Annotated in this window: 15 protein-coding genes; 7 read left to right on the top strand and 8 right to left on the bottom strand. The window is 73.7% G+C overall.

Annotation, left to right across the window (positions count from 1 at the left end):
* Nucleotides 1–134: 134 nt before the first annotated feature.
* The 7 genes from ACF08D_RS01545 to ACF08D_RS01515 all read right to left on the bottom strand — a co-directional run bounded on the left by ACF08D_RS01545 (nt 135) and on the right by ACF08D_RS01515 (nt 10,907).
* Nucleotides 135–2,030 (bottom strand): beta-galactosidase, encoded by a 1,896-nt coding sequence (locus tag ACF08D_RS01545; protein ID WP_392220426.1) that lies wholly within the window; start codon nt 2,028–2,030, stop codon nt 135–137.
* Entirely contained in the window at nt 2,027–3,061 is a 1,035-nt protein-coding gene (locus ACF08D_RS01540) for a zinc-binding dehydrogenase (protein ID WP_392220425.1), read from the bottom strand. The genes ACF08D_RS01545 and ACF08D_RS01540 overlap by 4 nt, the downstream gene beginning before the upstream one ends.
* A complete protein-coding gene (locus ACF08D_RS01535; RefSeq protein WP_392220423.1) occupies nt 3,058–4,017 on the bottom strand; it encodes an inositol monophosphatase family protein in 960 nt (319 codons plus the stop codon). Before ACF08D_RS01535 ends, ACF08D_RS01540 begins: the two co-directional genes overlap by 4 nt.
* Complete coding sequence (locus ACF08D_RS01530; RefSeq protein ID WP_392220422.1) at nt 4,014–5,282, bottom strand: aspartate aminotransferase family protein; 1,269 nt, start codon at nt 5,280–5,282, stop codon at nt 4,014–4,016. Before ACF08D_RS01530 ends, ACF08D_RS01535 begins: the two co-directional genes overlap by 4 nt.
* Before the next feature lie 1,053 nt (nt 5,283–6,335).
* On the bottom strand, nt 6,336–9,044 hold the full coding sequence (lanKC, locus tag ACF08D_RS01525) for a class III lanthionine synthetase LanKC (protein WP_392221178.1): 2,709 nt from the start codon (nt 9,042–9,044) through the stop codon (nt 6,336–6,338).
* Nucleotides 9,045–9,057: 13 nt separating this feature from the next.
* Entirely contained in the window at nt 9,058–9,669 is a 612-nt protein-coding gene (locus ACF08D_RS01520; protein ID WP_392220421.1) for an HAD family hydrolase, read from the bottom strand.
* A 5-nt stretch (nt 9,670–9,674) separates the two neighbouring features.
* Nucleotides 9,675–10,907 carry an MFS transporter gene (locus ACF08D_RS01515; RefSeq protein ID WP_392220420.1) on the bottom strand — a complete coding sequence of 411 codons (1,233 nt, stop codon included), beginning with the start codon at nt 10,905–10,907 and terminating at the stop codon, nt 9,675–9,677.
* 288 nt (nt 10,908–11,195) lie between these two features.
* On the opposite strand from ACF08D_RS01515, the gene ACF08D_RS01510 reads away from it, so the two are divergent.
* The 7 genes from ACF08D_RS01510 to ACF08D_RS01480 all read left to right on the top strand — a co-directional run bounded on the left by ACF08D_RS01510 (nt 11,196) and on the right by ACF08D_RS01480 (nt 19,504).
* Nucleotides 11,196–11,954, top strand: a complete 759-nt coding sequence (locus ACF08D_RS01510; RefSeq protein WP_392220419.1) for a DeoR/GlpR family DNA-binding transcription regulator — start codon at nt 11,196–11,198, stop codon at nt 11,952–11,954.
* A 372-nt stretch (nt 11,955–12,326) separates the two neighbouring features.
* Nucleotides 12,327–12,659, top strand: coding sequence for an alpha-amylase (locus tag ACF08D_RS01505; RefSeq protein ID WP_392220417.1), 333 nt, complete (start codon nt 12,327–12,329; stop codon nt 12,657–12,659).
* Between the two features lie 651 nt (nt 12,660–13,310).
* On the top strand, nt 13,311–15,143 hold the full coding sequence (locus ACF08D_RS01500) for a DUF2334 domain-containing protein (protein ID WP_392220416.1): 1,833 nt from the start codon (nt 13,311–13,313) through the stop codon (nt 15,141–15,143).
* Nucleotides 15,144–15,148: 5 nt separating this feature from the next.
* Nucleotides 15,149–16,177 carry a glycoside hydrolase family 113 gene (locus tag ACF08D_RS01495; RefSeq protein ID WP_392220415.1) on the top strand — a complete coding sequence of 343 codons (1,029 nt, stop codon included), beginning with the start codon at nt 15,149–15,151 and terminating at the stop codon, nt 16,175–16,177.
* Nucleotides 16,174–17,598, top strand: a complete 1,425-nt coding sequence (locus tag ACF08D_RS01490; RefSeq protein WP_392220414.1) for a glycosyltransferase — start codon at nt 16,174–16,176, stop codon at nt 17,596–17,598. The genes ACF08D_RS01495 and ACF08D_RS01490 overlap by 4 nt, the downstream gene beginning before the upstream one ends.
* Nucleotides 17,599–17,684: 86 nt before the next feature.
* The gene (gene wecB / locus ACF08D_RS01485; RefSeq protein ID WP_392220413.1) at nt 17,685–18,851 is read left to right on the top strand and encodes a non-hydrolyzing UDP-N-acetylglucosamine 2-epimerase; all 1,167 of its coding nucleotides are present in this window, start codon (nt 17,685–17,687) and stop codon (nt 18,849–18,851) included.
* A complete protein-coding gene (locus ACF08D_RS01480; RefSeq protein WP_392220412.1) occupies nt 18,848–19,504 on the top strand; it encodes a family 16 glycoside hydrolase in 657 nt (218 codons plus the stop codon). Before wecB ends, ACF08D_RS01480 begins: the two co-directional genes overlap by 4 nt.
* Here ACF08D_RS01480 and ACF08D_RS01475 read toward each other — a convergent pair.
* Nucleotides 19,482–20,201 (bottom strand): GntR family transcriptional regulator, encoded by a 720-nt coding sequence (locus ACF08D_RS01475; RefSeq protein ID WP_392220410.1) that lies wholly within the window; start codon nt 20,199–20,201, stop codon nt 19,482–19,484. The genes ACF08D_RS01480 and ACF08D_RS01475 overlap by 23 nt on opposite strands.
* Nucleotides 20,202–20,234 lie beyond the last annotated feature (33 nt).

Below are 20,234 nucleotides of genomic sequence, written 5' to 3'. Positions count from 1 at the left end.
CGGTACGGACGGGCCGGCGGGGGCGGCATGAGTACGCGTACTCAACGGACGGAGGCGGGTGGCCCGGCGGTGACGCGGCGGGGAGGCCACCCGTCCCCGGGGGTGGGACGGGTGGCCTCCGGTCGGCGGGCCGCTCAGTGCGGGGGCTGGATCCGCAGGTCGTCCGCGGGGCTGCCGCCCAGGGTGAGGCGGACTTCCGGGCCGCCGGGTGCCGCGGGGGTGGCGAGCCAGCCGGTGAGGACGCCGCCGGTGAGGACGGCCACCACGGCGCTGCCCGGCGGGAGCGTCACCTCGCAGCGCTCGCCGCCCACCGGTCCGGTGACCCGGTCGGTGTCCGGCGAGGCGTTGAAGGCGGCGACGAACACGGTGCGCCCGTCCCGGCCCGTACGGCGCAGGACGGCGGTCCTGCCCCCGGTGCCGGTCCACGCCGCCGCCGGCACGTCCGCGAGCAGTTCCTCCAGCCGCTCGGCCACCGCGTGGTCCGCGGGCGCGCCGTCGCCGGGGCGGAGCACCGCCACGGGGAGCCCGCCGGTGCCGCCGGGGACGTCGCCGTCCTCGTCGAGCCACTGGGGGTCGACCAGCAGCCCGCGCCGCAGCAGCACGTCATGGACGGCGCCGGCGGCCTGCCGCAGCGCGGTGTCCGCGCCCGGCGTCCAGCACTCGGCCTCGGGCAGGGCCCGGTCGACGGCCAGGACGGCGTCCCGTTCCAGCGCGCTGTCCAGGAGGTCGCCGCCGCACCGGTCGAGGAACGCCCGGAGCAGGCGCAGCCCCTGGCCGGTGGCGCCCGGCTCGCCGCCCTCGGTGGCGGGCGCGCCCGGGCAGTAGGGCGGGGCGTGCAGCCCGGGGTCGACGCCCTCGGACAGCAGGCCCTCGGGGTCCATGTCGATGTCGGCGCCCCAGGAGGTGGTCGCGCACGCCGTGTAGACGCTCACCGTGCGCGAGCCGAGCATCAGCGCCAGCAGGGCGTTGAACACCGGGACGCGGGCCTCGGCGAAGCCGCTGTCGGTCCAGGTGAAGCCCCAGTTGGCCTCCAGGACGTCGGTACGTCCGAGCCGGATGCCGAGCAGGTGGGCGCGGAAGGAGTCGGGCTCCGCGCACGGGTTGCCCACCCATTCGGTGTGGCCCACGTGGTATCCGGAGCGGGCGATGGCGCCGGTGCGGGCGGCCCAGGCGTCGACGGTGGGCTCGGGCCCGGCGACCGGGGCGAGCGGGACGTTGACGACCTTGGCCACGCCCTCGGGCATGAGCCCGGCGAGCCAGTCCCAGACGTCCGTGATGGCCCGGCCGGCCCACTGCGACCAGAGCCGGCGCAGCTCCGGCGGCCACTGCTCCGCGTCGCCGGCCGCCCGGGGCGCGAGGTCGCCGGCTCCGCGGCCGGCCAGCCACGTGGCGAACGCGGCGCGGGCGTGCGGGCCGGCGTCCTGGCTGGTGATCGGTGTGTGGGCGTCGCCGCAGATGCCCTCGTTGCCCAACTGGACGGCCACGACCGGCCCGTGGGGGGCGAGGGCGGGGGCGATCACCCGGTCGGCGACTGCGCGCAGCCATACGGCGGCCTCGTCGCGGACGCCCGGGTCGAAGAGGCTGGGCAGCGGCCTGCCCTGCGAGGTCAGCGTCCGCCCGTGGAGCCCGGTGTACGGGGTGCGGTCGGTGCCGCCGGGCTCGCACAGCCGGTCGGGGAGGCCGCCGAGCTGGACCTCGGCGTGGATGAACGGGCCGGGCTTGAGCAGCACGTCCAGTCCGGTATCCCGGGCGGTGGCCAGCAGGCCGGCCACGTCGCGCTGGGGGTCGGTGGCGCCGGTGAAGTCGAAGGCGCGCTCCCCTTGGGGGGTGAGGATCTCGTGGAAGCGCCAGGGCAGGTAGCAGGAGACCACGTCGACGCCCAGTCTTCGCAGTTCGCGCAGGTTGGGGCCCCACTTCTCGGGCCGGGCCCGGTAGTAGGGGTACTCGCCGATCACGACCGGGCGGCCGGCCGCGTCCGGCCGGGAGGCGAAGGCCCCGGACGAGGTGGAGGCGGAGGCGGGCGGGGTCACTCGGGGGCTCCGGCCGGTTCCGGTACGAGGACGACCTTGAGCGCGGAGTACGGCGCGCCCGGCTCGGGGGCGAGGGCGGCGAAGGCCGCGTCGTGCTCCTCCAGCGGGAAGCGGTGGGTGACCAGCTTCTCCAGCGGCAGCCAGCGGGCCAGCTCGATCGCCGTGGGGAACAGCCGGCTGTTGTAGTCGCCCGCCCCGATGAGGTGCAGGCCGCGCTGGAGGATCTCCAGGGGCCGTACGGTCGCGGTGGCCTTGCTGTGGTAGCCCATGATGACGACGCGGCCGCGGTCGGCGGCGTACTCCATGCTCGGTTCGAGCAGGTTGCCGACGGTGTCGACGACCAGGTCGCCGCGCCGGGCGAGGCCGGTCTCGTCGGGGGCGTGGACGGTGACCCGGCCGTCCTCGGTGTGGGCGAACACCTGGCGGCACAGCTCCTGGCGGTACGGGTCGGGCTCGATGAGCAGGACCCGGGCGCCGTAGTGGTGGGCGAGGAGCGCGCACACCACGCCGACCGGCCCGCCGCCGACGACGACGGCGGTCTCACCGGCCTGGAGGCGGCCGGCCTCCAGGTTATTGAGCGCGCAGGCGAGGGGCTCCACCACCGAGGCGCGGTCGAAGTCCATGCCGTCGGGCATGCGGTGGATGAACCGCTCGGGGAGCCGGATGTACTCGGCGAAGGCGCCGTCGAGGTCGAGGCCGACCTCGGTGCCGGCCTTGTTCCGGCAGAAGTCCCAATGCCCTTCGAGGCAGGTGGGGCAACTCCCGCAGTACAGCGTGGGGTTGATGATGACGCGGTCGCCCGGCTTGTGCTCGGTGACGGCGGGGCCGACGGCGTCCACGACGCCGACCGCCTCGTGCCCCATGACGACCCCGGGCTCGGCGGGGAACTTGCCCACCAGCACGCTGCGGTCGGTGCCGCAGATGCCGGTCTGGGCGACCCTGACGACGACGTCCGTGGGCGCGGTGGGCTCCGGCCTGGGGCGGTCGACGAGGGAGAGGGTGCGCTGCTCGTTGAGTATCAGGGCCTTCATGCCGTGCCTCCCGCGGCCGGAGTGGTGGCGGTGCCGGGCAGGTCCCAGCGGATCGCGTCCAGGAGTCGCTTGTGCAGTTCGGGGGTGGCCGCCGCGATGCACGACTTCTGGTTCATCGGGTCCAGGTCGAGCAGCGCGGTCGTGCCCAGGTCGTCGCCGTACGCGTCGGTGATGGTCACCCCGCAGTGCTTGGCGAGGTAGACGGCGGCGGCGATGTCGTACGGGAAGAGGTGCAGGATCGAGCCCCGCCCGGCGCCGAGGAAGTCGGCCTCGGTGCCGGGGTGGTCGCGCAGCACCCGGTTGCCGATGTCGACGTAGCTGTCGAGCTGGCCGGTGATGATGCGGGAGATGGAGAAGGTGGCGCTGTTGAAGACGAAGACGCCGCCGGTGTTGGCCGAGAGGTCCACCAGGTGGCCGTAGGCGGCGTTCATCAGGTGCATGGGGTGGCCGTTGAACTCGATCGACCAGAACATCCGCGCCGGGTCGGTGGTCCGGCTGAGGCGGGGCAGGGCGTGGCGGTAGCCGGAGCTGGAGAGCCCCTCCTCGTCGTCGCCGTAGATCCAGGCACCGCTCTTGATCTCCAGCAGGTGCGCGGCGGTGACGTCGGCGAGGGTCGGGGAGGCGGTGGTGAGCGGCGCCGCCGCGATGGAGACCATGCCCATCTCCAGGCCGGCGGAGGTGGGCCGGGTGCCGTCGATGGGGTCGACGACCAGCACGTACTGAGGGTCCGGCGCGAGCTCGACCAGCGAACCGTCCTCGGTGTAGACGGCGAGGGGGATCCGGGCGTGCTCGCGGAGGTACTCCAGGACGGCGCGCTCGGCGATCTCGTCCACGTCGAACTGGGCGTCGCCGCCGGGCGAGTCGCCGTGCACCTGCCGGGCCAGTCCCCGGTCGGCGTAGGCGAGCAGCTCCTCGCGGACGTGCCGGCCGAGGCCGGTGAGCAGTTCTTTCATCATGAGGACAGCTCCGCGCGGAAGAGGTTCTCCAGGCGGTCGCACAGCAGCTCGGCCTGGTCGAGGGTGAGGATCAGCGGCGGGCGGATCTTGAGTACGTTGCCGTATCCGTAGCGGGAGGTCCGCAGGATCAGGCCGTGCTGCGTGGCCGCGCCGGCCAGGTGGTTGGTGAGCTTGACGGCCGGCTTGCCGTCGGGCTCCACCATCTCGAAGCCGATCATCAGGCCGACACCGCGTACGTCGGCGATGGCCGGGTAGCGGGTCTGCATGTCGGCGAGGCGGCCGAGGATGTAGTTGCCGGTGGCCCGGACGTTGGCGAGGAACTCGGGCTGCCGGACGATGTCGAGGGTGACGTTGGCCGCCGCGGCGGCCAGCAGGTTGGCGCCGTAGGTGAAGGAGTGGTGGTTGGCCGGCAGGCCCGCCAGGCGGTCGTTGGTGAGGATCGCGGCGACCTGGGCGCCGGAGCCGCCGAGGCCCTTGGCGGTGGTGATGGCGTCGGGCTCGACCCCGAAGTGCTGGGCGGCGAACATCTCGCCGGTGCGGCCGATGCCGGTCTGGATCTCGTCGAAGATCAGCACGATGTCGTGCTCGTCGCAGAAGGCCCGGAGCTTCTGGAAGTACCCGTCGGGCGGGACGATGTTGCCGCCGTTGCCGGAGATCGGCTCGACCACGATCGCGGCGACCTGGCCGGTGCTGGCGTACTCCAGGAAGTCCTCGATGCGGTCGACGCACATCATCCCGCAGCTGCCGGCCTGCTGCCCGTAGAAGCAGCGGAAGCAGTACGGGTCCGGGACCTGGAGGGTGCGCGGGAAGAGGGAGGGGAACGGCTCCTTGCGGAAGGCGTTGCCCGACATGGAGGTCATCATCATCGTCTGGCCGAGGTGGCTGCGGAACAGCGAGATGACCTCGGAGCGTCCGGTGGCGTGCTGCGCCATCTTGATGGCGCCCTCGTTGGCGGTCGAGCCGCCGGAGACCTTGGGGTGGACCTTGGTGATGTTGTCCGGGGAGACCTCCACGAGGCGGCGCACCAGCCCGTTGATGGGGTCGCTCTGCATCGAGGAGGTGAGGTGGGTGAAGAGGTCTAACTGCTCCTTCATCGCGGCGACGACCGCCGGGTGGGAGTAGCCCAGGCTGAGGTTGAAGGTGGCGGAGGCGCAGTCGAGGTACTCCTTGCCGTCCTCGTCGTAGAGGTATATCCCCTCGCCGCGCACCATCTTCTGGGCGCTGACGGGGTAATAGATGAAGTCACGTACGTCCGTGACGTCCATGGGGGTTCCCTTCTGGACACGGGTGGTGGCGCCGGGGCGGACGGGGTGGCGCCGGGCCGCGCCCGGGCAGGGGCGGCCGGGGCCGGGGGCCGGGGTGGAGCGTGCGGGCCGGTGCACGGCACCGCTGACGGCCGCCCGTCCATGACGGCGGGTGTGAGGTCGCGGGGGTGCGGCCCCGGGTGGGGTGGGGCCGGAGGCGGGTCAGCCGGGGAGGCGTCCCGCCGGCGGGCATCCGGTGGCCGGTTGCCGGCCGGGGGTGTTCACCGGGTGCGGAGGTGGTGATGACATCGTTGGCACACTCCGTGCGCCGACGGTCGCGCGCCTCCGGCGCGCCCTGAGCTGTTCTCGTTCATGGTCCCCCGGGCGACGGCGCTACGGTCTGGCTGCGCCCGGCTGTGCGTCGGCCGGTGGCGCATCACTGGTCGGGTGAGTCGTGCGGTGGGTCGTGTTGAGAGCGCTTCCGGCTCTCGACACCGTGGACTCTAACAGGGTCCGTGTTCGATGCCTAGATCATTCGGGGATCAACCTCGACCCCCGGGCGCACGGCCCGCCAGGGCGGCGACCCCACCCGCTGCAGCGACTCTGAGCTGCGGTGATGTCCAGGGTCGAGGCGGAATCGAGGGCGGTTCGCTCAGCGAGGCGGGCGATTTTCCGGCCCGTCGATTGACTGAAAACGCACAGGACAGCACCGTTCATACGCTCAGCGTGGTCCCCCATCACGCTCGGGGCATATTTCAAACATGAACGATGGAGTTTTTCCCGGCGTCAGTGTTCACTTGGACGTGACTCCCGCGTCGATCCCGACGCACGAAGGCGCTGGGACGGGGGTGTCAGGTACCCCGTCCCAGCGCCGGCTCATGACCCGACCGGCCCGGGGCCGGTCAGCCGCCTCCTCCTAGCAGTAGCCGAACACCGAGCACCACACGCTCTGCGTGCTCAGCGCCAGCGGGGAGGACTCCTCCGGGAACTCCAGCTCCTGAAGACCGAGAACGAAACCCATGTCGAACACCTCTCCGTGAGTGCGATGGCCCTGCGCGGTACGGCGGGGCCCGGTCAGGCCGGGGCGCCGTCCGGCAGATCGATGAAGGGCAGGAACGCGCTGTTCTCTCCGTCGTCCTCTCCGCTCTCCTCTCCGCAGACGGCCTTGAGGGCGAGGAGCACGCCCGCGTTCCCGGTGGCCACATCCATGGAGAGCCGCAGATTGTGGTCGCCGGGGAAGGCGAGGTGCCCCCGGTACGCGAGGGCGTGGCGGTCCAGCGTGCGCAGCAGCCGGCGGCTCGCCCCGCCCAGGGCCGGCTCCGGGCGGCGGCGCGCCACCCGGTCGAGCACGGCCAGCAGGCCGGCCCGCCCCTGGAACAGCCCGGCGCCCAGGACCAGTTCGGGCGTGCAGGCCAGGAGCAGCCCGGGCAGGGCGCCCCGCAGCCGCTCGTCCTGCCGGGCGTCCAGCAGCAGGTCGGCCACCAGCGCGATGCCCGCGCCGCCGGTGGCCAGGTACGGCAGCGCCCGGCCCGCGCCGTCCCGCACCTGGACCGACCCGTCGGGCAGCTCGACGCACGCGTCCAGGTCCCGGTGGAGCGCGAGCTGGGCCAGGTCGAGGCAGCCGGGGTCGCCGGTCGCGCGGTGCAGGTGCAGGAAGAACAGGGCCGCTCCGGACCAGCCGTGGAACAGCCCGGCCTCGTAGGTGAGGCGCCGGTCCCCGCCGCCGCGCTCGCCGGTCCCGGCCGGGCCCGCCGCCCCGGGCCCGCCGCGCAGGACGCCGCTCTCGACGGCCCCGGCCAGCCGGGTGGCGATCTCGCGGACCTCCGGCAGGTGGCCGTCCCGCCCCGTGTACGCGCGCCCCAGCAGGGCCAGTCCGATGCCGGCCAGCCCGTCGAAGAGGTTGGCGCCGGTGACGCCCGGGAGCATCCCGAGGGCCCGGTCGGTGAGGCGGTCGGCGGCGGCGTGGTGGCCGAGGGCGTCGAGCGCGTGGGCGATGCCGAGGGCGCCGTCGTAGAACCCCGGCTGGAGCGGAGGGCGCCGGTCCACCGACTCCAGGAGCCAGTCCTCCAGGGCCGGGTACCGCCCGCCCCCGACGGCCGCCAGGGTGTGGAGCACTCCGGCGGCGCCGTACGCGAAGCCCGCGCCGCCGCGCGGGAACTGCTTGACGTCCCCGGGGAACAGCCGGTCCTCGCGGTGGGGCGTGGCGCTGAGCACGATGGCCCGGGACGCGGAGAAGCACACCTCGGCCCACCGGGGCGGGCGGGGCCCGAACCGGATCGCCGCGTCACCGACCGCCCGGCCGGAGGCGGGGGCCGGCCGGAGTGAGGAGTCCCGCGAGGGCTCCGGCGCGGGTTCCGGTGTGGGTTCCGGTGTGGGTGCGGGCGGCCGGAGGTCGGCCAGGAAGGCGTCGCCGGCGCCCGGTTCCAGGCCGAACAGCAGCTCCGCCTCGCGGACGTACTGCTCGGCCTTCTCCGGGGCGAGGTCCAGCAGGGGGGTGAGGGGCAGCATGCAGTTCAGCCAGATCGCCGCGAGGCCGAAGCGGTGGACGCCCTCGTCGCTGAGCCCGGGCGGCGGGACGAACCCCGGTGCGCCGAGGCCCGGTTCGGGCGTCTCGCCCCGGTCCCGCGCGAACTCGTAGTCGATCAGGTGGACCGTGCCGTCGTCCGCGACGAGGACGTTGCTCGGGTGGAGGTCGCCGTGGACCACGCCCCGCTCCAGCAGCGCGTCGGTGATGGTCCGGAGCCGGTCGACGATGCCGCGCACCCGGCCGGCGTAGTCGCTCAGCTCCTTCGGGCCGGGGCGGGCGCCGGTGAGGGGGTGGTGGGTGACGATCCAGCGGGTGAGCGGGGTGCTCTCGACGTACTCCATGGCGAGGAAGTGGTGCTCCCACTCGGTGAAGTGGCGGTGCGCGGCCGGGACGCCCGGCACGCCGTCGAGGCGCCGGAGTGTCTCCGCCTCGTGGCGCAGCCGGTCCCGGGCGTCGCGGTCGCGGCTGTCGGGGGCGGTGTGCGGGCGCGCCTCCTTGAGCACGACCTTCGTCCCCCTGTCCTTGGCGCGGGCCGTGTAGACCCCGCCGCCGTTGGAGAAGTGCAGGACGCCGTCGACGCGGTACGGGAAGGAGCCGGCGCCGGCCCGGTCGTCGCGGGCGTCCAGGTGGGGCTTGAGGAAGCCGGGCAGGGACACCCAGTCGGGCAGGTGGAAGGCGGGGCCGCGCTCGTCCGGTACGAGCTGCCCGTCGGGGCGCTCGACAGCCGGTACGGGTTCGCCGTGGACGTCCGGGCAGTGGCGCTCGGCGAAGCCGCCGTACCGCACGTACAGCGGGCCGTCGCCGAAGCGCAGGTCGCTGAGGATGTACGGTCCGGGCTCCCCCTCCAGCGCGGCGGACAGGGTGCCGAGCGCGGACTCCAGCTCCGTCTCGTCGCAGGGGTAGAGGGTGGCGAGCTTTCCGCTGGAGCCCCGGTCGGCGTACTTGGCGTTCTGGAGGAGGTGCAGGCGGTGCGTGCGGAGGAACTTGAAGGCCAGGCCGTGGCCGGTGCAGTGGTCCCACACGGTGCGCAGGACCCGTTCGGCGTTCCCGGGGCGGGCCGAGACGTGGATCTTCCAGCCCTGGGCGGGGAGGCGCCGGTGCTCCGGGGTGAGGTGCAGCCAGGCGTCGCCCTCGGTGCGCCGCCAGCCCGGGGGTGCGGCGAGGGCGCAGGCCGCGAAGGGGGTGTCGCCGGGGCGGACCGTGTAGGGCGTCTCGTAGAAGTCCGGGTCGGTCAGGGCGAATTGCTGGTGGCGCATCTTCACCGGCCGGTCACTCCCCGGTGCCGGCCGGGGCGTCCAGGGCCGCCCGCAGTGCCGTGAGCGAGGTGAAGTGGTGGCCGCGCATGCCCGTGGCCTCGGCGGCCCGGACGTTGTCGGGGCGGTCGTCCACGAACAGGATGTCGCCGGGCGGCAGTCCGAACTTCGTGGCGCACCAGTGGTAGGCGTCCGGTTCGGGCTTGGCGTGGCCTATCCGGCAGGAGAAGGCCAGCACCTCGAAGTGGTGGAGCCAGGGGTGGCGCCGCTCGTAGTCGGCGGCGAGGTCCTCGGGGATGTTGGAGAGCAGCCCGATCCTGGTGCCGCCCGCCGCCAGTTCGCCGAGGTACGCGGTCATCCGCTCGTCGACCTCGCTCCAGCTCGCCACGTCGGCGGCGACCAGCTCGGCGATGTGCCGCTCGGTGAAGGTGACGCCCAGCGCGCCGGCCACGCCGCTCCAGTACGCGGCGGCGGTGTGGTCGCCCCGGTCGTACGGGGGCCGCAGGGCCCAGTAGCTCTCCCAGAAGGCGGCGCCGGGGACGCGGGCCGTGCGCACCAGCCGCTCCTGGGCGGCGGGTGACTGGAGCCGGGCGATGACACCGAACATGTCGAAGAGAACGGCGGTCATGGGCGTCACGTCCGATCGGCGGGCACCGCTCCGGCGAGCGGCACCGAGGGGGCGGGGTCGTCGGCGGCGGGGGCGGCCCGGGTGAGCCAGAGGCTCAGGACGACGCAGATCATCGCCAGGCCGAACAGCAGCAGGGGCACGGCCCGGACGCCGGAGTGCTCGATCGCGACGCCGAGCAGCGGCGGGAAGGCCACGCCGCCGATCATGGAGGCGGCGATCACATAGGCACCGGCGCCGGCGACGGTGGGCACGGCGCGGTTCAGCCAGGGCAGGCAGGTCGGGAAGATCGGGGCGATGAACAGGCCGACGCCGATGTACGCGTAGGGGGCGGCGGCCGGGACGGTGGCGAGCAGCAGGGAGCCGGCCATGCCCAGGCAGCAGGCGATGACGATGGCGGGGGCCGGCCAGCGCAGGGTCAGCGGGACGGCGACGAAGCGTCCGACGGTCATGGCCAGCCAGTAGGCGGAGGTGGCGGTGGCCGCGGCCGCGGCGCCGTAGCCGAAGGTCTCCAGGTGGGTCGGCTCCCAGCCGCCCACGCCGGTCTCGATCGCCACGTGGAAGACGTAGATGCCGATGAAAGCCGCCACCACGGGCAGGACCCGGGACCGCCCGGCGCCGGAGTGGGCGGTGGTCTCGGGGGCGGGCTCCTTTTGCGCGACCCCGCCGAGGGTGAGCATCAGCAGGACCGACACGACCGCGGTGCCGCCGAAGATCCAGGTGTAGTTCTCCGCGCCGAGCCAGCCCACCAGGGCGGGGCCGGCGACGGCGCCGATGCCGAAGTGGGCGTTGAGCAGGTTCAGCATGGCGGTGCTGCGGCGGCCGAAGCCCATGGAGAAGAGCTGGTTGAGCCCGTAGTCGATGCCGCCGAAGCCCAGTCCGATGACGAACGCCGCGGCCAGGGACACCGGCCAGGACGGGGACACCGCGAAGCCGAGCGCGCCGAGCGCCATCAGGGCGTAGGAGCCGCCGAGCAGCTGGCGGTTGCCGGTCTTCCCGCGCAGCAGGTGGAAGATCAGCACACCGAGGAGCGCTCCCACGAAGTGGGCGCTGAGCCCGAGGCCCGCCACGGGCGGGGTGAGGCCGAACTCGTCGCGGAGGGCGGGGATCGCCGGTCCGTAGTACGCCTGGAGGGCGCCGATCAGCACGAAGCCCACACAGGACGCGACGAGGGCGGCGCGAGTGAACAGCGTGGGTGTGCTGTCCTCCCGCGAGGGGAGGGCCTGGTCCGGCGTGGCCATCGATGTCCTCCTGAGGAGCGGGCTCGGGGTGGCTCGACATGGTGCAACAGGGACTTCGGGTGTGCCGGGCGTACGGCGGAGGCCGTACGCCCGTCGGCCTCCGCGCTTCCGGGGAGGGCTCACCGCCGGGCGTCAGGACCGGGGCGGGCGAGAAAGCACATGAGGCGAGTGTGAGTACACACTCACTGTGAGAGAATGTCAACCATGATCGCCACTGGAGGGCGGGCGAGCCCGTCGGGGCAGGGGCCGAAACTCGCACTCGGCGTGTTGGTGTGTTAAATCAGCGACATGAATGTCGCCGAACGCCACCGATTCATCCTGTCCCAGCTCAGCGAGCGCAGCCGGGCCTCCGTGGCCGAACTCGCCCGTTCCGCCAAGACGTCGGAGATGACGATCCGCCGCGACCTGGAGCTGCTGGAGTCCCGGGGCGCGCTGCGGCGCGTGCACGGCGGAGCGGTCAGCACCCTGCTCAGCGGGGTGGAACCGCCGTACGCGGTGCGGGCGATGGTGGGGAGCGACGCCAAGGCCAAGCTGGCCGACGAGGTGGTGCGGCTGCTCAACGACGGGGAGACGGTGGCCCTGGACACCGGGACGACCGCGGTCGCCATCGCCCGGGCCATGGCCGGCCACCGGTTCACGGTGACCCCGCTGTCGCTGCACGCGGCCTTCGCGCTGTCGGAGCACGACGGCATCCGGCTGCTGGTGCCGGGCGGTCAGGTGCGGCCGGGAGAGCTGTCGTTCTACGGGGAGACGGCGCTGCGCACCTTCGAGGACCTGCGCTACGACACCTTCGTCCTCGGGTGCTGCGGCATCGACGTGGCGAACGGCGCCACCGCGTACAACCTCGACGACGTCCATGTGAAGCGGACCGCGGCGGCGTCGGCGCGCCGCATCGTCCTGGTCGCCACCGCGGAGAAGCTGGGTAGGGTGGCGCTCGGCCGGATCTGTTCGGTCGAGCAGATCGACATCGTGGTGACCGACGCCCCTCCGGGCAACCCGGTGATCGAGGATCTGCGGGCGGCGGGAGTGAACATCCGCCACGTGTGAGCTCCGGTCCCGCCCTCGCGCCGGTCCTTCCGGTCGGGGGCCGGGGTGAGTACCGGACCCCATCGCTACCACAGGGATCGATTCACACACGAACCATGTGCGAACCGATCACTCCTTGAGTGAACCTGCGGGAAAGCGGTTCCGAGCGGCGATTTCCGAGCATTCCGCGGCGGTCGGTCGTGGTGCTGGTGGGGGCGTGGTGACGGCCCCGCCTTGCATACGAAAAGTGGAGACACCCGAGGTGGGCGGCGACTCCGCAACGCGGCCGACACCCGCCCGAGGGGCCGCTTTGTGTCCGGAAACCGGTGGTGCACGCCCCGCGCTTCCTAGGCTCGTCGGCGACGTGTTCGAGAAGTGAAGGGATGATCACCGGTGGCGCGGACTTTTCATTCAATAAAGAACGGCATCACTGCGGTGGCGATCGCCGCCGCCACCCTCGCCCTCACGCCGGCCGCCGGCGCCGAGGCGTCCGCCGCCACGCACACCGGGGCGCCCAGCTGCCTGACGTACAGCGCGAGTTGGCGCTACACCCTGGTGACCAACGGCTGCGACGGCACCCACGACATCACGGTCGACTACCTCGACGGCACCTCCGTCCCCTGCCGTACGGCCCGGCCGGGCGACACCGTGACCTTCCCGGGGCGCGGCACCGGCGGCAACGACGTCCTGGGGGTCTCGCTCTGCCCCGGGCCGCACCCTGTGTGACGGACCGGCGCATGCCCATGCGGACGGCCTCATGGGTGCGGGCGGACGGGGGGACGAAAACGCTGGTCAGCGGCGTACGTCCGAAAAGGGCGAAAAAAGAGGTAAATACCCTTCGTATACGTCTTGACTGGCTTGCCGCTTTGTCATGAGGGTGGACATCACAGCCCGCCGGGCCCCGGCCCGGGAGCTGGGCCCCGCATAGGCCGCATCTGGAAAGGGTTCCGCCATGTCCCCCCGCATCAGGGCATCAGCACCCGCCCCGCACCCGCTGCGGCGCGCCACGGACTGGCCCCAGGGGGACCCACGGCACCGGCACCCGCGCACGGCCTCGACCAGCCCGGCCGCCCACCCCGCGCGCCGCGCGACCGACCGGGTCGCGGGCGCCGCCACCTCGGCGCGCCGCGCGCCGCACCGCACCGGGGCCTCGCCCCGGCGGCACCGCGCCCGTACCTCCGCGGGAAGCGCCGCGGGCGGCACCCGCCGCGGCGACGACGGCCCATCAGGCGGCCCACCAAGCGGCCCACCAGGCGGCTCACCCGACCGCCCACCGGCCGGCTCACCCGACGGCCCAGGCGGCCCACCGGCTGACACCCGCGTCCCCGCCACCGGCCGGGCGCGCCCGCGGCCCCGCACGTACGCCGGGGTGCCGCGATGACCGTCTACCTCGTCGCCCTGGCCGCGATCGCCCTGATCGCCTACCCGCTGCTGCTCGGCGTCCTGATGGCCGCGTCCGGCGGGCACCGTGCCCACCGCTGGTACGGGACGCTGAACCGCGGCCGGCAGAGCGCCGTGGCGCTGGGCCTGGTGGTCGTCCTCGGCGGCGGCATCTGGCTGGTTCCCAACGTGGTGGTGCCCACCTTCGCCGACGAGCCCGTCGACTGCTCCCCCGCCTCCGGCGTCCGCCCCGCGAGCGCGACCGCCGCCGCGCACTCCGACGCCGGGCTGACGGCCCGGACCGAGCCGCCCGCCCGCCCGGACCCCGGGGTCGCGCGCGGCGCGGGCGCGCCGACGGCCGGGGACGAGCGGAAGCGGGCCCTGGTGCTGTACGACGGCGGGGACTGGACGTCCGGGCTGACCGGCCAGCAGGCCGCGAACCTGGCCTCGCACTTCGGGCCCTGGACCTTGAAGCCGGTCGGCGACTACCGGGCCGGCGAGGCCCGTGAGCACTCCGCCGTGCTGTACTTCGGGTCGGCGGAGGGCGCGCGGCTGCCGTCCGCGTTCCTCGACGACGTACTGACCACCCGCGTGCCCGTGGTGTGGGCCGACGAGAACATCGGGCAGCTGGCCGAGCACGCTCCCCGGACCTGGCAGGAGCGGTACGGCTTCCATGTGGCGGACCCGGACGTCGGCGGCGTCGACCGCGTCCTCTACCGCGGCTCCACGCTGACCCGCGAGAACCCCCCGGACGACCCCGGCATCGAGCGGATCACCGTCGACGACCGGGACACGGCGCGCGCGGTCGCCGAGGCGCGGCGCCCGGACGGCACCAGCGTGCCGTGGGCGGTGCGGTCGGCGAACCTCTGGTACCTCAGTGAGAACCCCTTCGACTACATCACCGCCACCGACCGCTATCTGGCCTTCAGCGACCTGCTGTTCGACGTCCTGGCGCCCGCGACCGAGGAGCGGCACCGCGCGCTGGTCCGCCTGGAGGACATCTCCCCCAACGCCGACCCGGCGCAGCTCCGGGCGATCGGCGGCTGCCTGCGCCAGGCCGGTGTCCCCTTCAGCTTCGGGGTCATCCCGGTCTACACCGACCCCCACGGCAAGGCCCACCAGGGCGAGCCGACCAGCTTCGCGCTGAAGGACCGGCCCGAGGTGGTGAAGGCGCTGCGGTACCTCATCGACAGCGGCGGCACCATGATCATGCACGGGGTGACCCACCAGCTGGGCACCGAGAAGAACCCGTACCACGGCATCAGCGGCGAGGACTTCGAGTTCTTCCGCGCCCACCAGACGCCCGGCAAGGACGTCGTGATGGACGGCCTGGTGGCGGGCGCCTCCCGGGAGAAGACACTGGAGCGGCTCGACCGGGGGCTGGCCGAGTTCGACGCGGCCGGGCTGCCCCGCCCGCTGGTCTTCGAGTTCCCGCACTACGCCGCGGGGCCCGGGGACTACGAGGCGGTCGGCGACCGGTTCGGCTACCGCTACGACGAGACCATGAACTACGCCAGTTCGCTGTACGGCGGCCCCCCGGACGCCGAGGAGCGCGCCGACCAGTTCTTCCCGTACGGCGTGCGGGACGTGTACGGCACGGCGGTGGTCCCGGAGAGCCTCGGCAACGTGGAGGCCACCGACCACAACGACCGCGCGGCGCGCGGACCCGACGACATCCTGGACGCCGCCCGCCGGACGCTGGCCGTCCGGGACGGTGTGGCCAGCTTCTTCTACCACCCGCCGCTCGGGGTGGAGATGCTGCGGGACATCGTGCGCGGCATCCAGGACCTCGGCTACGACTTCGTCCGCCCGTCGGACGTCATGAGGTGAGCGGGATGACCGGCGCACGCACCCTTCTCGGCCGCCGCCCCGCGCGGTACGGCCCGCCGCCCGGCCACCGCGGTTTCGCGCTCCCGGCGTACGCCGCCGACGGCTACGACGACCCGGGCGCGCCCGCGCTGCTGCGGCGGATCGCCTCGGTGGGCGGGAACTGGATCCAGCTCAACCCGACCTGGTACCAGACGACATGGCGGTCGGCGGACGTCCGGCCGACCCCGGCGACCCCGGCCGACGGCGGGCTGGCCCGGATGGTGTACCTGGCGCACCGGCAGGGGCTGAAGGTGCTCCTCAAGCCGCACCTGGACCTGGACGACGAGTCCGACCGGGCGGCGATCCGGCCGGACCGCCCCGACGACTGGTTCGCCGCCTACACCGAGCTGGTCTGCTACTACGCGCGGCTCGCCGCGTGGTGCGGCGCCGACGCCTACGCGGTCGGCACCGAGCTGGCCGGGACCTCCGGCGACGGCGAGCGCTGGCGGGCGGTGGTCGGCCGGGCGCGGGCGGCGTACCCGGGGCCGCTGCTGTACGCGGCGAACTACGACGAGTACGAGGACGTCGCCTTCTGGGACGCGCTCGACCTCGCCGGCGTCGACGCGTACTGGCCGCTCTCCGACGCGCCGGGCGGTGACGTGCGGCGGCTGGTCCGCGCGTGGCGCCCGGTGCGGGACCGGCTGGAGCGCTTCGCCGCCGGCACCGGCAAGCCGGTCCTGTTCACCGAGGCCGGCTGCACCAGTGTCCACGGCGCCGCGACCGCCCCGTACTCCTGGACCGTCTCGACGACCCCCGACCCCGGCGAGCAGGCCGCGTACTACGAGGCGCTGCTGCGCGCGTTCACCGGCAGGCCCTGGTGGGCGGGCGTCCACTGGTGGGTCTGGCAGCAGCTCCCGGGCACGGCCGCCCGGTTCCGTTCACTGGACTACTCCGTCCACGGCAAGGAGGCCGAGGACGTGGTGGCCCGCTGGTGGGCGCCCTCCGCACCCCGGCACCGGGACGAGGGCGACCGCAGAGAGGCACGGCAGACATGACTCTGGCCGCATCCGCAGTCCTGGTCTCCTTCCTGCTCTACGTCCTGGGGATGTTCTTCGCCGGCCGCCGGGAGGGGCACGGACCGGGCCGGCACCGCGACCGCCGGCACGCGTCCCCCGGTGGCGCGGCCCCCGCGCCGCCGCCGCGCCTGCTGTTCGTCTTCGTCCTGCCGTGCCTCGACGAGGAGCTGGTGATCGGCGCGAGCCTGGAGCGGCTGCTGGCGCTGCCGGAGCGCAACTGGGTGGCGCTCGTCGTCGACGACGGGTCGGACGACGCGACGGCCGGCATCGTGGAGCGCTTCACCGATCCGCGGATCATGCTGCTGCGGCGGGTGCCGCCGCGGGCGCGGCAGGGCAAGGGCGAGGCGCTGAACGCCGCGTACCGCCACATCCGCCACGAGCTGGTGGGGACGCCCGGGTTCGCCGGGTACGGGCGGGACGAGATCGTCCTGGTGGTGGTGGACGCCGACGGGCGCGTCGAGCCGGGCGCGCTGTCGGTGGTGGCCCCGATGTTCCGGGAGCCGGACGTGGGCGCGGTGCAGATCGCGGTGCGCATCCTGAACGCCGCCTCCGGGCTGCTGGCGCGGTTGCAGGACGTCGAGTTCGTGACGTACACGGAGATCTTCCAGCGGGCGAGGAGCCGGATCGGCAGCGCGGGTCTGGGCGGCAACGGGCAGTTCACCCGGCTGTCGGCGCTGGAGACCCTCGGTTCCGCGCCGTGGAGCCGCTGTCTGACGGAGGATCTGGACCTGGGCGTCCACCTGGTCACCGAGGGCTGGCGGACCCGTTTCACCCCGCGCACCCATGTCTCGCAGCAGGGCCTGGTCCGGCTGCGTCCCTTCCTGCGCCAGCGGACCCGGTGGTTCCAGGGGCATCTGCAGTGCATCGGGGTGATCCCCGGGATCGTACGGGCGCAGTTGCGCGGGCGGGTGGTGGCGGACCTGCTGATCACGCTGACGCTGCCGCTGCTGGTGCTGCTGACGACCTTCTCGGTGCTGGCGTTCTACGCCTCGCTGATCGCGGTGGCGACGGGCGGCGGGCAGCGGATGGCGGAGACGCTGACGGCCGACTACGGCGTGGTGCTGATCGTCTGGGTGCTGGTGTCGTTCGGGGTGGCGCCGGTGTGCGGGTACGTGTACCACCGCGCCGAGCGGACGAGCGTGCCGCGCGCCGCGGGTCTGGGCCTGCTCTTCACCCTCTACTGCTACCACTGGCTGCCGGTGGGCTGGCTGGCGGTGGGCCGGCAGCTGTTCCGGCGCAGCGGGTGGGCGAAGACCCGGCGCGTCCCGGAGGCGCCGCGCGAGTCGCCCCCGCGGCCTCCCGGGCGCCCGCCGCGGCCCCCGTCGCCCCCGTCGCCTCCGCCGCCGTCGCGGCGGGCCGGTGCCCCGCCGGTCCGGCCGCCGCGGGAGTCGGTGACCTGACGTCCCGTCCGATCCGGCGGCGGTTCACACCACCGCCCTTCCCGACACCATCCATATATCCCACTTGTTCCTAATGCGGTGATCGTATGCTCTCTGTACGCTCCACGCCGGACGGCAGGCTTCGTGCGGCGGTCGTTCTCGGCACCCGTCCCGAGGCCGTGAAACTGGCCCCGGTCCTCCGGGCGCTGGACGACTCGCCCCTGTTCGCACCGGTGCTGATCAACACCGGCCAGCACCGGGAGATGCTCGACCGGATGCTGCGACGGCTCGGGCTCACCGTGTCCCACGACCTCGCGGTGATGCGGGAGCGCCAGGAACTGTCCGCGCTCACCGCCCGGCTGATCGCCGGGATCGGCGAGCTGATCCGCGAGGAACGGCCCGATCTGGTGATGGTCCAAGGCGATACCAGCAGCACCCTGTGCGGGGCCCTCGCGGCCTTCTACGAACACGTCCCGGTCGCCCATGTGGAGGCGGGGCTGCGCAGCGGGGTCCTCGACGACCCCTTCCCCGAGGAGCTGAACCGGCGCCTGGTGAGCCGGATGACGCGCTGGCACTTCGCGCCCACCCCGCGCGCCGCCGCCGCCCTGACCGCCGAGGCGGTGCCCACCGAGGACGTCATGGTGACCGGCAACACCGTGATCGACAACCTGCTGTGGGCCCGCGACCGCGCGGACGGCCGCTCCGCCTTCCGCACCGGGCGCCGCGGCCTGCTGGTGACGCTGCACCGCCGGGAGAACCAGGGCCCGCGCATGCGGGCGCTCGCCGACACCCTGTTGCGGCTGGCCGACCGCCCGGACGTCGAGGTGCTGGTGCCGCTGCACCGGAGCCCCGCCGTGCGGGACGTGCTGCTGCCCGCCCTGGGCGGCCACCCGAGGATCACCCTCACCGAGCCGCTCGACTACTTCGACTTCATCGCCACCCTGGCCGCCTGCACCCTGGTGCTCACCGACTCCGGCGGCGTCCAGGAGGAGGCGCCCAGCTTCGACAAGCCGGTGCTGGTCCTGCGGGACACCACCGAGCGCCCCGAGGCGGTCCGGGCGGGCGCCGCCCGGCTGGCCGGCACCGGCCCGGCCGCCGTGCACGCCGCGGCCACCGCCCTGCTGGACGACCCGGTGCTGTACCGGCGGATGGCGGCGGCGCCCAACCCGTTCGGGGACGGGCACGCCGCGGAACGCATCCTCGACACGCTGGCCCACGACTTCGGCCGCGTACCGGACCGTGCCCGGTCCCTGGACATGCTGGCGGCCGGATGAGCACCGCCCCGCGCCGATGGCTCATGGCCGGCGTCCTGCTGGTGGCGGCCGTGCTGCTGCCGGTGGGCTGCGGCACCGACCCCGAGGCGCCGGCCACCTGGCAGGAGGGCAGCGAGCACGGGCCCTGGCGGGTGGTCTACGACGGGCACGGCAGCGTCACCGAGAAGGCCGGCGTCATCACGCTGTCGCCGCGGGCGGCCACCAGCCCCGACCGGACGCACGCCGCGCTGGTGACGTCGACCGCCGCCTACGGCGACTTCACCTACCGGCTGCGGATGCGCACCGAGAAGCAGCTGCGGCAGCCGGGCGCCCCCAACCCGTGGGAGGCCGCCTGGGCGGTGTGGCACTACACCGACGACGAGCACTTCTACTACGTGATCCTCAAGCCCAACGGCTGGGAGCTCGGCAAGGTCGACCCCGCGTGCCCGGAGAAGCAGTGCTACCTGGCCACGCACCCCGGCTCGTACCCCATCCACGACTGGCACCGCATCGAGGTGCGCCAGCGGGGCGCCACCATGACCGTCCGGGTGGACGACGAGCCGATCGTCACCCACACCGACCGCCGGGAGCCCTATCTGCGCGGCTCGGTGGGCCTCTACACCGAGGACGCCACCGTGGAGTTCAGCGACATCAGTGTGCGGGGGCAGGGCTGACGGAGGCCGGGTGCCCCTCCGCCCGCTCCGCGCCGCCGGTGCGCGCCCACAGCGACCGTACGTGGCCGAGGTGCCGTGCCATGCACGCCTCGGCCGCCGGGGCGTCGCCCGCGAGCATCAGGTCGAGCAGCTCGTGGTGCTCCTCGGCCGAGGCGACGAGCAGGCCCCGCTCGGCGAGGGCCGTCAGGCCGTACAGCCGGGCCCGCTTGCGCAGGTCGCCGACCGTCTCCACCAGGCGGTCGTTGCCCGACAGGGCGAGCAGGGAGAGGTGGAAGCGCCGGTCGGCGTCGAGGTAGCGGATCAGGTCGTGGGCGCGGGCGCTGGTGACGATCTCCTCGGCGACCGGCCGCAGTTCCTCCAGCCGCCGCCGGTCGGCCGACCGGGTCACGGCGCCGATGGTCGGCACCTCGATCAGCGCGCGCAGCTCGGTGTACTGGTCGAGGTCGCGTTCGCTGACCTCGGTGATGCGGAAGCCCTTGTTGCGTACGGGTTCGACCAGGCCCTCGCCCGCGAGGTCGAGCATCGCCTCCCGGACGGGGGTGGCGGAGATGCCGAAGTCGGCGGCGAGGGCCGGGGCGGAGTAGACCGTGCCCGGTTGCAGCTCACCGGCGATCAGGGCGGCGCGCAGGGCGTGCGCCACCTGGTCGCGCAGGCGTTCCTGGCTGGTGAGCAGGTTCTTCAGGTGCCGGCCGGTCATCGGGCTGCCTCCGGGTGTCGTCGGGATGGTAGG

Source organism: Streptomyces sp. NPDC015131 (assembly GCF_043079975.1).
Lineage (GTDB): Bacteria > Actinomycetota > Actinomycetes > Streptomycetales > Streptomycetaceae > Streptomyces.
The sequence above is the reverse complement of the archived record's forward strand: the minus strand, read 5'-3'. Positions and strand labels throughout refer to the sequence as shown.